Source organism: Pseudoalteromonas gelatinilytica, assembly GCF_001641615.1.
GTDB classification, from domain to species: domain Bacteria; phylum Pseudomonadota; class Gammaproteobacteria; order Enterobacterales; family Alteromonadaceae; genus Pseudoalteromonas; species Pseudoalteromonas gelatinilytica.
This window is the reverse complement of record NZ_LRRU01000014.1, coordinates 121,648-135,881: the sequence shown is the minus strand read 5'-3', so window position 1 is coordinate 135,881 and position 14,234 is coordinate 121,648. Positions and strand designations below refer to the sequence as shown.

General features: G+C 41.8%; 14 protein-coding genes. 4 read left to right on the top strand and 10 right to left on the bottom strand.

The annotated features are described in order from the left end of the window. Positions 1-316: 316 nt before the first annotated feature. Entirely contained in the window at positions 317-640 is a 324-nt protein-coding gene (locus NH153_RS06480) for a hypothetical protein (protein WP_063702134.1), read from the top strand. Here the strand turns inward: NH153_RS06480 and NH153_RS06475 are convergent. From NH153_RS06475 to NH153_RS06430, 10 genes are all read right to left on the bottom strand, one after another. Next, positions 600-1,817 carry a cyclic di-GMP phosphodiesterase gene (locus NH153_RS06475; protein ID WP_063702132.1) on the bottom strand — a complete coding sequence of 406 codons (1,218 nt, stop codon included), beginning with the start codon at positions 1,815-1,817 and terminating at the stop codon, positions 600-602. The two genes, NH153_RS06480 and NH153_RS06475, sit on opposite strands and share 41 nt — an antisense overlap. A gap of 270 nt (positions 1,818-2,087) precedes the next feature. Next, positions 2,088-2,423, bottom strand: a complete 336-nt coding sequence (rraB, locus tag NH153_RS06470; RefSeq protein WP_054552644.1) for a ribonuclease E inhibitor RraB — start codon at positions 2,421-2,423, stop codon at positions 2,088-2,090. After that, complete coding sequence (locus NH153_RS06465) at positions 2,423-3,109, bottom strand: 1-acylglycerol-3-phosphate O-acyltransferase (protein ID WP_082422959.1); 687 nt, start codon at positions 3,107-3,109, stop codon at positions 2,423-2,425. The genes rraB and NH153_RS06465 overlap by 1 nt, the downstream gene beginning before the upstream one ends. Before the next feature lie 166 nt (positions 3,110-3,275). Then, complete coding sequence (parC, locus tag NH153_RS06460; protein ID WP_063702130.1) at positions 3,276-5,573, bottom strand: DNA topoisomerase IV subunit A; 2,298 nt, start codon at positions 5,571-5,573, stop codon at positions 3,276-3,278. A gap of 10 nt (positions 5,574-5,583) precedes the next feature. After that, positions 5,584-6,684, bottom strand: a complete 1,101-nt coding sequence (locus NH153_RS06455) for a PQQ-dependent sugar dehydrogenase (RefSeq protein WP_063702128.1) — start codon at positions 6,682-6,684, stop codon at positions 5,584-5,586. A gap of 52 nt (positions 6,685-6,736) precedes the next feature. Then, a complete protein-coding gene (parE, locus tag NH153_RS06450; RefSeq protein ID WP_063702126.1) occupies positions 6,737-8,626 on the bottom strand; it encodes a DNA topoisomerase IV subunit B in 1,890 nt (629 codons plus the stop codon). Positions 8,627-8,659: 33 nt separating this feature from the next. Beyond that, complete coding sequence (locus NH153_RS06445) at positions 8,660-9,220, bottom strand: YqiA/YcfP family alpha/beta fold hydrolase (protein ID WP_063702124.1); 561 nt, start codon at positions 9,218-9,220, stop codon at positions 8,660-8,662. After that, complete coding sequence (locus NH153_RS06440) at positions 9,205-9,987, bottom strand: metallophosphoesterase (RefSeq protein ID WP_063702122.1); 783 nt, start codon at positions 9,985-9,987, stop codon at positions 9,205-9,207. Before NH153_RS06440 ends, NH153_RS06445 begins: the two co-directional genes overlap by 16 nt. Beyond that, a complete protein-coding gene (locus NH153_RS06435) occupies positions 9,974-10,432 on the bottom strand; it encodes a DUF1249 domain-containing protein (RefSeq protein ID WP_063702119.1) in 459 nt (152 codons plus the stop codon). The genes NH153_RS06440 and NH153_RS06435 overlap by 14 nt, the downstream gene beginning before the upstream one ends. A gap of 9 nt (positions 10,433-10,441) precedes the next feature. After that, a complete protein-coding gene (locus tag NH153_RS06430) occupies positions 10,442-11,074 on the bottom strand; it encodes an NUDIX domain-containing protein (RefSeq protein WP_063702117.1) in 633 nt (210 codons plus the stop codon). A 150-nt stretch (positions 11,075-11,224) separates the two neighbouring features. On the opposite strand from NH153_RS06430, the gene tolC reads away from it, so the two are divergent. The 3 genes from tolC to NH153_RS06415 all read left to right on the top strand — a co-directional run bounded on the left by tolC (position 11,225) and on the right by NH153_RS06415 (position 14,234). After that, positions 11,225-12,565: an outer membrane channel protein TolC gene (gene tolC / locus NH153_RS06425; protein ID WP_063702115.1), complete on the top strand. Its 1,341-nt coding sequence runs from the start codon at positions 11,225-11,227 to the stop codon at positions 12,563-12,565. A 107-nt stretch (positions 12,566-12,672) separates the two neighbouring features. Beyond that, positions 12,673-13,599 carry an LpxL/LpxP family Kdo(2)-lipid IV(A) lauroyl/palmitoleoyl acyltransferase gene (lpxL, locus tag NH153_RS06420; protein WP_063702113.1) on the top strand — a complete coding sequence of 309 codons (927 nt, stop codon included), beginning with the start codon at positions 12,673-12,675 and terminating at the stop codon, positions 13,597-13,599. Positions 13,600-13,658: 59 nt separating this feature from the next. Continuing rightward, positions 13,659-14,234 carry a TcpQ domain-containing protein gene (locus NH153_RS06415; protein ID WP_063702111.1) on the top strand — a complete coding sequence of 192 codons (576 nt, stop codon included), beginning with the start codon at positions 13,659-13,661 and terminating at the stop codon, positions 14,232-14,234.

Sequence of the window (14,234 nt, the reverse complement as noted above, 5' to 3'; positions counted from 1 at the left end):
ACTTGTGCGAAAACTAATCCAACAATGAGGGCAACCTATTAGTTAAGCATAAAAGATTAGCGCTGTATGTTGGTATTAGATGTTTTATTCTAATGATTACAAACTTTCGAACATTACCTTAATTAAGATCAAAAAACTGTAATTTTTCGTTAGAAATAGGTAAAAAACCCGCATTTTAACAACAAGATAACAACTTATTAAAACTCATCAGATCTCTGATTACAAAAACAACAAACAGTAGTAATTATCATTTGCATTGACATCTATTTCTTGTCCCTTTAGACTAAAAATAAAGGTTTTTCTGTTGAGTGTGAGTATGGGAATCGCATTGATTATTGCGGCACTGATGTTATGCGGTGTGAGTGTTCATTATTTTTGTAAAGCAAACTACTGTGCCTGTACTAAAGCGGGTGATTGCGATAATCCAGTGAATCATTATTGGTTAGGCGCTATGCTAAGTGCGGTGTTGTCGCTGTTATTATGTTGCGTGGCGTTGCATGTCGAAAAAGGCACGTTATTGTGGTTGGTATTAATGACGAGTTGCTTTAGTGGTGCATTTATATCAGCAAAGCGCAACGCCAAAAAACGCTGCATTAAGTCTAAACAAGCAGATGCTCTTTTAACAAACGAGCCAAATTGAGTTGATAATCTAGAGGCTTAATACTGGCAATAATTTTTAGCTCTTTTTCTGCGCTTAAATCGACGTCTTTGGCAGTAATATGATGCTTATGCTTGGCATTATAGAAGATCTTTATTTTCGGCTTGATTGGGTTTTCATGGTTACCTTCCATCACTAATGCCAAACGCTCATTGTTTAATTTCACAATAGTTCCAACCGGGTGCACACCTAGGCACTTAATAAAGCGTTGCACCAATTCAGAATCGAACATGTGTTTATTAGCGAGCAAATAACGCAGCGCTGAGATTGGCTCTTCACCCATTTGATGGGGTCTATCTGCCGTCATGGCATCATACACATCAACGATTGCCATAATACGTGCTGCACGGCTCAACTTTTCAGCCGCAATACCACGTGGGTAGCCTGTACCATCTAAACGCTCATGGTGATTCACAATCATATCGAGCATTAACGGCGTAATGCCCTTTTCACCTTTCACTAAGCCCAAACTCTGCGCCACATGCTTTTTAACAACTTGCATTTCGTTGTCGTTTAAAGCGCTTGGTTTAGACAATACACCTTGTGGCATTTTCGCCTGGCCAATATCGTGCATCAAGGCACCCATTGCCAGTTCTTTAATTGTTTTTTCGTTGTAACCTAAGTACTTAGCAAACACACTCACCAAAATAGCGGTGTTAATCATATGACGCCAATTGTAGATATGCTTATCTTTGAGGCGAGTTAAAATAGTTAATGCGTTATGGTTACGAAATACCGAGCCCACTATATCAACAGCGATATCATCGAGCACCGACATATTTATCTTTAAACCTGATGTAATGTCTGAATAGAAGCCTTGTAGTTTTCGGCTATGCTGTTCGTAATGCACACTGGCTTTTAAAAACTCTTGTTGAACCGTGACCCCTTGCGGCTCTTCATTAGCTGCAGGCTTTTGTTCAACTTTCGGTTTAGCTGGTTCGGGTTTTGGCTGGTATTTTTTAGGGAGTGCAACATCGCTTTGAGTAAAGTCGATGAGTAGCTCTTCAACCCCTTCAGAGATCAGGCGCTGAATAATCGTTTTATCACGCACTAAACCACGTGTTTTGATCTTAATACTATTTACATGCTCATGTTGCTTACTGACACTGTCAACAAACATCCCTGGTACAAGTTCGGCAATGGGTAAGGTAATAAGCATATGTGAGCTTAGCGCATAAAAACATCGAGTTTTTTATTATCGCTAATTGATTACAAATGTCTATAGATTGGGTAGCGAATACGAAATAGGTATGAGCTATGGAGTTAGAAAGGGGAAAGTTAGAAAGGGGAAAGTTAGAAAGGGGAAAGTTAGAAAGGGGAAAGTTAGAAAGAGTAAAGTTAGAAAGTAGCAACTCGCTAACTTTATCCCTGAAAGCTGACGGCTGATAGCTGACGGCTGATAGCTGATAGCTGACAGCTCTCTAGCTATTTATTCCTGAAAGTAAGTGCCCCAGCCGTCGTATTCAACATCTGTTTGCTGAGCAAGTGCTTCTAGCTTGTCTACATCTTCCATAATGGCTTCTACGTCAAGTTCACACTCAACAACCACGTCAAAACTCCACACTTTCTCGCCGTCTTCAAGCTCAAGTTCAGCAGGTTCTTCAACATCGTAACCTAGTTTAAAAGCGGCTAAAGCTGCTTGCTCTAGCTTTTCAAAATTTTCGCTAACAAAGTGGTGTTCCACTTCATAAAGTACTTCAGGATCTGAGCCATCTTCAAGTAATGAAGTAACGATGTCTTCAGTAATTTCGCGCCAATTTTCCATTATTTGTTTCTCACTTGAGCATCTAATTCAGTTATTTTAGCAGCCATAATCTGATGAACATGTGAAGCATGGTCACGAGCAGATACGTCTTTATCAAGATAAATCGGCGCTAACATTTCGAGGTAAATTGTACCATTATCCCAGCGATTTAGCTTAATAGTTTTGTGTGTTGTACTCATACAAACTGGCACGACTGGCACATCTGCACTCATTGCAGTGTGAAAAGCACCTGTTTTGAAGGGTAATAAACCACGGCCATAGCTTCGCGTGCCCTCAGGAAACATCCAAACCGATAGACCTTTTTGTTTTATTTTCTCAGCCGATTTAGAAATTGTGCCAGCCGCTTTTGAGCGGTTAGCACGGTCAATTAAGATATTTCCCGATAACCAATATAGTTGACCAAAAAATGGGATCCATTTAAGGCTTTTTTTACCTAGGCTTACACAGTTTTCTGGAACCATGGCAGGCAAAGTGAATAAGTCATAGTTATTTTGATGATTTGCTACATAGACAGCAGGGCCAATATTTTTAGGAGTCTCGTGATATTTAAGCTCAAGTTTTACACCTAAAATTTTAGCTACCTTGCAAAACCAACCAGAAATAATATGCACGTTATTAGTATGAAATGGCTTCACAATGCATAAAAGCAGCCCAAAAACACAGCTTAAAACAATAAATAACGCCATGAAAATTATGCGAAAAATAGCTAACAAACGAATTCTCCTCGTACTAATCAGCGCGCATTATAACGTGAAAAATGCTATTGCAATAGCTTTAAGCGCACATGTGTACGCTTAAATGTATTTGTGAGTTTTGCTAATAAAAAGGCCTGCAATTGCAGGCCTCTGGTTTTTACTCTGTTACTTCGCTTGGCGACTCATCACTATCATCAGTCTGAATCACTTCAACAACAGCTTCATCAACTCGCTGCAGACCACGTGGTAACTTATTACCTCGTCTACCGCGTTCACCATGATAATGCTCAAGATCAGACGGTTTGAGTGTCAGTTTTCGTTTCCCTGCATGCAGAGTTACGCTACTGCCCTCAGGCACCACAGCCAGTACTTTTACAAACTCTTCACGGGCTTGCACTTTCGCACTTGGGATAGAAATAATCTTATTGCCTTTACCTTTACTTAGCTTAGGTAAGTCGCGCAGTGGGAATAGCAACATTCGGCCTTCGTTAGAGATTGCCATACAGTAGTCAGTTGCTACATCAGTCACTCTAATTGGCGCGAGTAACTCACCCCCTTTAGGAACACTGACCAGCGCTTTACCGTTTTTGTTCTTACTCACCAGATCTTTAAAGTCGCTTATAAAGCCATAACCTGCATCTGAAGCCATTAACAACACTTGGTTGTCTTCTGCCATCACGACATGCTCAAAGTTAGCACCAGCGCTTAAGTTAAAGCGCCCTGTCATTGGTTCGCCTTGACTACGTGCTGAAGGTAAACTGTGGGCATCAGTAGCAAAAGCGCGACCACTTGAGTCTAAGAACACCGCAGGCTGATTACTCTTACCTCGCGCAGAGGCTTTATAACTGTCGCCTGACTTATAACTTAGCCCTTCAACATCTAAATCATGACCTTTACCGACACGTGCCCAGCCTTTTTCAGATAACACAACGGTCACTGACTCAGAAGGAATAAGATCTTTTTCGCTTAGTGCTTTTGCTTCTAAACGTTCAACAACAGGTGAGCGACGATCATCACCGTACATTTCAGCCGCTTCTTGGATTTCTTTTTTCATCAACGTCGACATACGACGCTCAGAACCCAAAATTTGCTCTAACTTATCACGTTCTAGAGCAAGCTCATCTTGCTCACCTTTAATCTTGAATTCTTCAAGTTTTGCTAAATGACGTAGTTTTAATTCTAAAATCGCTTCGGCTTGAATATCGGTAATACCAAAGCGCTCCATTAATACAGGCTTCGGTTTATCTTCAGTACGAATAATTTCAATGACTTCGTCAATATTTAAGAAAGCAGTTAATAAACCTTCTAAAATATGCAAGCGTGCTAACACTTTATCTAAGCGGTATTGTAAACGACGGCGAACTGTTTCACGGCGGAACGTTAACCACTCAGTTAAGATACTACGTAAGTCTTTAACTTGCGGACGACCATCGAGGCCAAGCATGTTTAAGTTTACGCGGTAGTTCTTTTCTAAGTCTGTCGTTGCAAATAGGTGCGCCATTAATGGCTCAGCCTTAATACGGTTAGAACGCGGAACAATTACGATACGAGTTGGGTTTTCGTGATCTGATTCGTCACGTAAATCAGCAACCATTGGCAGCTTTTTAGCATTCATTTGCGCAGCAATTTGCTCAAGTACTTTTGCACCTGAACACTGATGAGGCAGCGCTGTGATCACTATGTCACCTTGCTCTTCAGTGTAAATTGCACGCATCTTGATAGAGCCACGTCCGGTCTGATAAATCTTACGAATATCGTCTTTGGGTGTGATGATCTCAGCTTCTGTTGGGTAGTCAGGCGCATGCACTAACTCAAGCAACTCTTCGATTTCAGCTTTTGGTTTATCAAGAAGTAAGCAACAGGCACTGGCAACTTCACGCACATTATGCGGCGGAATATCGGTCGCCATACCTACCGCAATACCGGTCACACCATTGAGTAAGATATGTGGTAAACGCGCAGGTAACACCATTGGCTCATCGAGTGTGCCATCAAAGTTTGAGGTCCAGTCAACTGTGCCTTGGCCAAGCTCTTTTAATAAAACTTCAGAGAACTTAGATAAACGCGCTTCGGTATAACGCATCGCAGCAAATGACTTAGGATCATCCGCAGCACCCCAGTTACCTTGACCGTCCACCAGCGGGTAGCGGTAAGAAAACGGCTGCGCCATTAACACCATTGCTTCGTAACAGGCACTATCACCATGAGGGTGGTATTTACCCAGTACATCACCCACGGTACGCGCTGATTTTTTATATTTTGCTTGCGCCGATAACCCCAGTTCGCTCATTGCATAAATGATACGACGCTGTACAGGTTTTAGACCGTCACCTACATGAGGTAAGGCGCGATCCATGATGACGTACATTGAGTAGTTTAAGTAGGCGTCTTCGGTAAAACGCCCCATTGTTTGTTGTTCTATGCCTTGCATCAGCAAGGTATCTGTATCACTCATTAACGCTTACCTATTTTTTCTTAGCACTAACACGATAGATCACGTTAGCAAAGTCGTCTGAGATCAATAAGCTGCCATCTGCAAGCTCTGCAAATGCAACTGGGCGACCAAATGTTTCTTCGTTTTGCATGAAACCAGTGATGAATGGGGTGTATTTAGTAATACGACCTTGATCAACATTCGCTAGCATTACTTTATAACCTGACTTTTTACTACGGTTCCAAGAGCCATGCTCGGCAACAAATAATTGCTCTTTATACTTAGCAGGGAACTGCTTGCCGTTATAGAAATGGATACCCAGTGGTGCAACATGGGCACCTAATGCAAGGGCTGGCGATTTATAGTCAGCAATGCTTTTGCCTGCGCCAAATTCAGGATCTAAAATCGCACCGGCGTGAACATAAGGGAAACCATAATGCGCGCCCTCTTCGCCTTCACCAACACGGTTAATTTCGCAAGGAGGGATGTCATCACCCATCATGTCACGGCCGTTATCACTGAACCAAAATGCATTTGTTGTAGGATGATAGTCAAAACCAACTGAGTTACGTACACCTTTGGCGATCGTTTTAATTTCTTTGGTATCAACATTTAAAGAAAAGATACGACCGTATTTGTCGTCTTCAGCGCAAATGTTACATGGCACACCCACTGGCACAATTAATTCACCTGTTGGTGCAAAGCTAATGAACTTCCAGCCGTGATGACGATCTGTTGGGAACTTATCGTATACCACTTCGAATTTAGGATCTTTTAGATTTTTATCAATGTCTTTAAAACGAATAATACGTGACACTTCAGCCACATATAAATCACCATCTTTAACAGCCAAACCAGATGGCATTTCAAGACCTGTGGCAATCACAATCTTTTTATCTGCTACACCATCACTGTTGTGATCAATTAATGCATACACGTTTCCTGCTTTACGTGAACCTGCGTAAACAATGCCTTTTTTTGATACCGCAATTTGGCGTGCATTTTCGACATCATCAGCGAATAAGCTGATAGAAAAGCCATCAGCAACAGTTAACTTATCAAGAATATCTTTTGCCATTACAGGCGCTGATAACAAGCTCAGCGATAGTAAGGAGGTCAGTAATTTTTTCATTTTTGTCTTGCCCTTTAATTCGTTGCTAGCAATTAGGTTACTACACCCTTTATTAAACTTCTGCGCGGTTACCGTGATCTTCTAACCATTGGCGACGGTCTGATGAACGCTTTTTCGCAAGAAGCATGTCCATCATCTCCATGGTTTGCTCTTCTTCATCCAAAGTAAGCTGTACTAAACGACGCGTATTAGGGTCCATGGTCGTTTCGCGCAGTTGTAATGGGTTCATTTCACCTAACCCTTTGAAGCGTTGCACGTTCACTTTGCCGCGTTTTTTCTCTGCTTCAATGCGCGCTAAAATACCGTTCTTTTCATCTTCATCAAGGGCGTAATACACCTCTTTTCCGATGTCGATACGAAATAGCGGTGGCATCGCCACATAGACGTGACCTTCTTTTACAAGCGCAGGGAAATGGCGAACAAACAGTGCACATAACAAGGTAGCAATGTGTAATCCATCCGAGTCAGCATCGGCCAAAATACAAATCTTGTTGTAGCGTAGACCAGATAAATCACTCGAGTCTGGGTCAATACCTAGAGCCACTGAAATATCATGCACCTCTTGCGATGCTAAAATCTGCCCTGACTCAACTTCCCACGTATTTAAAATCTTACCGCGCAGCGGCATGATTGCTTGGAATTCACGGTCGCGTGCTTGTTTTGCTGAACCACCCGCAGAGTCACCCTCTACTAAAAACAGTTCAGTGCGGTCATTATCTTGAGCGCTACAATCAGTTAATTTACCAGGTAACGCAGGGCCTGAGGTAATGCGCTTACGGACAACTTTTTTGGCAGCACGTAAGCGGCGCTGTGCATTTGAGATACATAGCTCAGCTAATAATTCAGCAGTCTCAGTGTGCTCGTTTAACCATAAGCTAAATGAGTCTTTCACCACACCAGATACAAACGCCGCGCAAGAACGAGATGATAATTTCTCTTTTGTTTGACCTGCAAACTGCGGATCTTGCATTTTTACCGACAACACATAGCTACAGCGCTCCCAAATATCATCAGGTGTTAGCTTTACACCACGCGGTAGTAGGTTTCTGAATTCACAGAATTCACGCATTGCTTCAAGTAAACCTTGGCGTAAACCATTAACGTGTGTACCACCTTGTGCAGTAGGGATTAAGTTTACATAGCTTTCTGCAATGGACTCACCGCCTTCAGGCAACCACACTACAGCCCAGTCAGCGCCCTCTGTTGAGCTTGAAAACTCACCAATAAATGGTTCTTTTGGTAGTATTTCAAAACCTTTAACCGCTTCTGTTAAATAGTCTTTTAAGCCAGTTTCGTAATACCATTCTTGGCTTTCTTTGGTTTGCTTGTTAGTAAACTTGATACGTAAGCCTGGGCATAATACCGCTTTGGCTTTTAATAAATGATTAAGCTTAGTAATCGAAAAATTAGCTGAGTCGAAATAGCTGGCATCAGGCCAAAAGCGCACGGTTGTACCTGTGTTACGTTTGCCCACAGAGCCAATGACGTTTAAGTCTTCAACCTTATCGCCGTTCTCAAAGGCCATGCGAAATTGCTGTGCATCACGGCGCACAGTAACTTCAACACGAGTCGATAGCGCATTTACAACCGAAATACCTACCCCGTGTAAGCCACCCGAGAATTGATAGTTTTTATTTGAGAATTTACCACCGGCGTGCAGCTTGGTAAAAATAAGTTCCACACCCGGAATACCTTCTTCAGGGTGAATATCAATCGGCATACCACGGCCGTCATCGATAACTTCAAGGGAATTATCTTCATGAAGAATGACATCTATTTTTGTTGCATGACCTGCCATTGCTTCATCGACACTGTTATCGATAACCTCTTGACCTAAGTGGTTAGGACGAACCGTGTCGGTGTACATACCTGGGCGGCGTTTTACGGGTTCTAACCCGTTTAAGACTTCAATTGCTTCGGCGTTATAATTTTGCTGACTCATAGTTTTTATATCTTTTATGCGCTTAGCTATGTTTTACGTGATTTTAAGAAAATCTACAATACTTGCAAAGGTTTGTTCGAAGCCGATAAAACTATGATCGCCTCCAAATTCAACGTGTTGCTTACACTGAGAATAATAGTTAACCGCCTGTTGAAAAGGCAGTACTTCATCGCCCGTTTGCTGTAACAAATAAAGCAATGAAGGAGTGTCTAATTGCGGCAAATATAAACTGCGCAATGCATCCATGTGACGATTATCAAGTTCGTAATGACTATCTTGATACGGGTTATAATTTGGCCCTAAATAGTTATCGAGTAACTCAAATGGCCGAACTGCAGGGTTTATTACCACCGCAGGTATCGAATAACGTTGCGACAAATAAGTCGCATAAAAACCGCCTAATGAACTTCCTAGTAATACAGTATCATCATTTAGCAGTTGTTCTAATTGTAAAATTGCATGTAATGGTTCATGAGTTAATCTTGGCACCTGATAATCGACATCAAATTGCGCCATGTGCTCACCAAAACGAACTGCTTTGTAAGATTGCTCAGAGCTATTAAAGCCATGAATATAAATTACTCGTTTAGCCATACTACATCCGTGCTTAACAGTAAGTTTTGTTGCTCATCAATTATTAAGTCGATGATTCGAAATGCGGGGCCTAAATCCTCTTGCTGCCACGCCATCGTGTGTTTGCTAAATTGGATTGAGCTGGCTGGTGTCGCATACACACTAAGGTCACGGTAGGTTTGCCTGTACTCATGATGCACATGACCGTGGAATACGCCAAGGCAATGCTCTGTATTGACGCACATATTTAAAAACTGCGGGCCATTTTCTAGCATATGTTTATCTAAATAGGCTTGAATAGGTAGCGGATTATGATGACAAAACACCACGCTAGGTACCTGCCCTACCGTTTGGCTTAATTCATCTAAATGCGTGTGTGTTACCCAACCTGCTGGCGTCGGGCCTTTTGAGTTTGCCAACAGCAACTGCCCACCTAAAAAGGTAATGCGTTTATTGTTTAAAATTTGCGGGCTTGTAAGCTTTTCATATTCGGCAAGTTCATCATGATTGCCTGGCAGCCAAAACACCGGACAACTGAGCGCTGAGTTATCAATTAATTTAGCAAAAAGCTGGTAAGACTCAGTGCTGTGATCTTGTGTTAAATCACCACCAAACACCACACAATCCACATTTAGCTTAGCAATAGCTTGTAAGCAACGCGCAAAATACGCTGCCGTATTCACGCTAAAGTATTCACCCGTTGTGTCTTTTGATAAATGGCAGTCTGTGATGTGGGCAACTTTCAATGCTGTTTTATCAAAATGGTAGGCGTAACTAAACCAAGCCATTATTTACATCCCAATTTAAAACTGCACGGCCGTTTTCAACACAGGCCACCAGCCAGTCATATAAAAAGGCGTTAAGCTGATATTTTTCATCTTTTTGATGCATATTCGGATTGGGGTAAGCATAGGAAGGCTTGATGCGCTGATGAAAATCATGATGCACAATTTCAGCGACTTTCGCATCATGATACATGCGCACAGTTAAATACAATGGCTTAACCGAAGGTAAATTACCCGTCTCTTGGCTGATAGAAATATCTGTGGTGTATTTTGCTGTATCGTCAACTTTAACCGTAAAAGTACTGTGACCTAATTGCACTTTACGCTCCTGACCGACGCGGCGTTCATGAGGTAAGAGCTTAAGCGCACGCACGTAATTATGCTCACACAAAGTTAAGTACTTAGGTAAGCTTTGAATATAACGCTGCTGGGCACTGACGTACGACAAAATAATCCCCTATGAGTTTTTCCAATCAGACAGTATACGTTGCTTATTCAGTGCTAACCACTGTAATGAGATAACTGTCGCTGCATTGTCTATTTCACCCTGTTCTAAGCGCAGCATAGCTTCATCGTATGACATTACATGGGTTTTGATATCTTCATCTTCATTATCCAAGCCAAAAATACCGCCTTGATACCCTGCTAAGTCAGTACGTGCTAAATATAAATACAAACGCTCAGTGGTGCCGCCGGGGCTTGAAAGATATGACATCATAAATTCCAGCTCATCAAGCTCAATACCCGCTTCTTCAAATGCTTCGCGCTTAGCAACCTCTTCGTAATCAGTGCTGCCATCTGCCATACCAGCAATACACTCAAGTAACCAAGGTGACTGCTTTGATGCGAGCGCCCCGATTCTAATTTGTTCGATTAACAAAACTTGGTCAGTCGCAGGGTCATAAGGAAGTACAGCAACAGCATGGCCGCGCTCTAAAATTTCGCGTTTAACTTCAACCGATTTACCACCTGCAAACAACGCATGATGAAAGCGATAGGTGTTAATTTTAAAGAAACCATCATAAACACGCTCAATTGGCTTTAACTCTATGTCATCATGGCTAAATTGTGAGATTGCTGATATTTTCATTCACTATTTCCTTCACGTTTTAAGTAAATGTTACGGCCAATTATATTCTGTTACACTTGGACATGCAGATTTACGTAATTTTTTTTTGGTTATTCATTAAAAAAGAGTACCATGGTCACAGTACAAAATTGTCTAAGGACTGAACGAACAATGAAAAAAACACTACTCGCTGCGCTGATTGGGTTTTCAAGCGCACTGACTGCAACAGCAAGTTACGCTGAAGACTTACTACAAGTTTACGAGATTGCGACAGCAAACGATCCTACCGTACTTAAAGCAAAAGCCCAAGCAGATGCGCAAGCCTTTGAGAGCGATCGCGCGTTAAGTGCACTATTACCACAAATTGGTTTAAGCCTTGGTTACCAATCAACCAAATCAGATCTTTATGACGGTACTGATGCAACGGGTTATACCGGTTATGACTATGACCCTGATGAATTCAGCCGTGGTATTAGCTTAAATCAAACACTGTTTGATTTAGGTGCATGGAATTCACTGGGTATCGCAGATAAACAAGCATTACAAGCAAATGCACAATATGATTATGCTCGCCAAGACCTAATTGTTCGTGTTGCTGATGGTTACTTCAACGTACTCAGTGCAATCGATAACCTTGAGTTTGTTCAAGCTGAAAAACGCGCTATCGAGCGTCAATTACAACAAACTAAAGAGCGTTATGCGGTAGGTTTAACTGCAATCACTGACGTACATGAAGCGCAAGCGCAGTACGATAACTCAGTAGCACAAGAAATCGTTGCTAAGAACAGCGTTGAAACAGCCCGTGAGCAACTTCGTGAAATCACAGGCAAATACCACGCAAAACTAGACATGTTGAATACAGATACGTTTTCAACGGTTGCACCTAACAAACAGTCAACTGACTACATTGAAATTGCAAAAGACAACAACTTAAACCTGCAAGTTTCAAAAGTAACGGTTGATATTGCTAAAGATCAAATCGACTTAGCAAAAGCTGGCCACTATCCGAAGTTAACGTTAAGCGCTTCATACGGTGACAGCCTTACTGATCTAAACAGCAACTCACATCAGCCACGTGAAGACAGTGCGAGTATTGGTGTTAACTTCAGCCTACCTATCTACTCAGGTGGCGCGACTACAGCAGCGACTGATCAAGCTCGCGCATACTATGTTGCGGCAAGTGAAGATTTAGAAGCAAGCTTACGTGCAGTAACTCGCTCAGTGATCACATCGTATAACCAAGTGGTATCTGACATCGCGACTTATAAAGCGCTGCAACAAGCTGTTGTTTCTGCTGAAAGTGCACTTAAAGCAACTGAAGCTGGCTTTGAAGTTGGTACACGTACTATCGTAGACGTATTGATCAGCACGCAAAACCTTTACAATGCAAAAAGTAACTTAGCAAACGTTCGCTACCGCTATGTTGTTTCAACATTACGCTTGAAACAAGCTGCTGGTACGCTTACTAGCGAAGACCTTGTTGCAATTAACCAAGGTTTAAAAGAAATCTAAGTATTTCTTCTATATAGTCCTTACTCGAAAGCCAGCCTCGTGCTGGCTTTTTTGTATTTTTAAGGACATACAGTTAAACTAGCTTTTTTATTTTTAGAGATTTTTTTGTGGTTAGTTCATCTCCTTTTAAAGCGTCTTTTTTAGGCCCTCGTTACTGGTTAACTTGGATTGGCGTGTTCTTTTTATACCTTATCTCTTGGTTACCACATAAATTACAACTTGCACTTGGAAAACTGCTGGGCCGTTTAGTCCATCGCTTTATGAAGCGCCGCCGTCATATTGCAGAGGTCAACATTCGCTTATGTTTTCCTGATATGCCTGAACATGAACAACGCGAATTAGTCCGCAAAAACATGGAAAATACCGGTATTGCAATGATGGAAACCGGCATGGCTTGGTGGTGGCCAAATTGGCGTATCAATAAAGTATTTGGTTCAGTTAAAGGCTTGGAGCACTTTGAAAAAGCTCAGCAATCAGGTAAAGGCGTGCTGTTACTTGTGCCACACTTTTTACACTTAGAAATGGCGAGCCGTATTATGGGTGTAAAACACCAAGGCATTGGCTTTTATCGTCCTCATAATAACCCTTTGATGGAATATTTCACGACTAACGGTCGCCTTCGTTCAAACGAATATTTAATTGGCAAAAAAGATGTCAAAGGCTTATTGCAAGCACTTAAAAATAAAAAGGTTTGTTACTACCTGCCAGATCAAGATTACGGCCGTAACCGCTGTGAGTTTGCCCCTTTTTATGCGGTAAAAGAAGCAGCCACAACAACGGGAACGCTGTTATTTTCAAGTAGCCGTAACTGTGAAACGGTAAGCTTAACAAGTCGTCGTGATAAGGATGGTCGCTACCACCTAGAAGTATTACCTGCTCTTGAAAACTTCCCAAGTGGCGATGACCTTGCAGACGTTACTCACGTAAATCAGCGCATGGAACAAGCCATCGATTTAGCACCTGAGCAATATATGTGGCTTCACCGCCGCTTTAAAACTCGCCCTGACAAGAACGCACCTTCTTATTACAAGTAGAGTGACATTTTGCTGTTTATATGGTTTTATTAAGCTAATTAACAACAAGAGTATTAGAAATGTGGTTTTGGGTTAAGCATTTATCATTAGCTTTTATTTTGATTGCTGCTGCTATTTACTTTTTATTTGGTAGTGGTCCTGTATTGGACATGAAAGATACCAAAAATGCTGCAGCACAAGGTTTATCGCGCTTTTATGCAGCGCTACGTAACCAAGTGAATGACAAAAATAATGAGCGCGATAAATACGTTCTAAAATTGCCTACGCCTGAAACCAGCTTAGATGTCGCGCTTTTTGAACGCGAAAAAGTCGTCGAGCCTTCATCACCAAACTGGACTGGTGACATACAACCTCGCCGCTTTGAAAATGGCAATACTTTAAAAGATGTACTGTCTGACTATGCCCGTCACGAAGACATCGTGTTGTACTGGTATTTAAGCAAAGACTATGTTGTAAAAGATCATTTTCGCGTTGATAGTAACTTTGTTTCAACACTTTACCAAGTTGGTCGCGCCATCAACGATGATTTCGAAAATGAGGTTTACACCTATTTTTGCTTTAAGCAAAGAGCAGCGGTTATCACCGAGCTGCCCTCTGCTTATGTGCGCGAAAACTGCCGTCGCTTAAAAAGCTAG

Bases quoted from the DNA above. Each gene is read 5' to 3' on its own strand.
- NH153_RS06480 (WP_063702134.1), top strand. From the start codon at position 317: ATGGGAATCGCATTGATTATTGCGGCACTGATGTTATGCGGTGTGAGT.
- NH153_RS06475 (WP_063702132.1), bottom strand. From the start codon at position 1,817: ATGCTTATTACCTTACCCATTGCCGAACTTGTACCAGGGATGTTTGTT.
- rraB (WP_054552644.1), bottom strand. From the start codon at position 2,423: ATGGAAAATTGGCGCGAAATTACTGAAGACATCGTTACTTCATTACTT.
- NH153_RS06465 (WP_082422959.1), bottom strand. From the start codon at position 3,109: ATGGCGTTATTTATTGTTTTAAGCTGTGTTTTTGGGCTGCTTTTATGC.
- parC (WP_063702130.1), bottom strand. From the start codon at position 5,573: ATGAGTGATACAGATACCTTGCTGATGCAAGGCATAGAACAACAAACA.
- NH153_RS06455 (WP_063702128.1), bottom strand. From the start codon at position 6,684: ATGAAAAAATTACTGACCTCCTTACTATCGCTGAGCTTGTTATCAGCG.
- parE (WP_063702126.1), bottom strand. From the start codon at position 8,626: ATGAGTCAGCAAAATTATAACGCCGAAGCAATTGAAGTCTTAAACGGG.
- NH153_RS06445 (WP_063702124.1), bottom strand. From the start codon at position 9,220: ATGGCTAAACGAGTAATTTATATTCATGGCTTTAATAGCTCTGAGCAA.
- NH153_RS06440 (WP_063702122.1), bottom strand. From the start codon at position 9,987: ATGGCTTGGTTTAGTTACGCCTACCATTTTGATAAAACAGCATTGAAA.
- NH153_RS06430 (WP_063702117.1), bottom strand. From the start codon at position 11,074: ATGAAAATATCAGCAATCTCACAATTTAGCCATGATGACATAGAGTTA.
- tolC (WP_063702115.1), top strand. From the start codon at position 11,225: ATGAAAAAAACACTACTCGCTGCGCTGATTGGGTTTTCAAGCGCACTG.
- NH153_RS06415 (WP_063702111.1), top strand. From the start codon at position 13,659: ATGTGGTTTTGGGTTAAGCATTTATCATTAGCTTTTATTTTGATTGCT.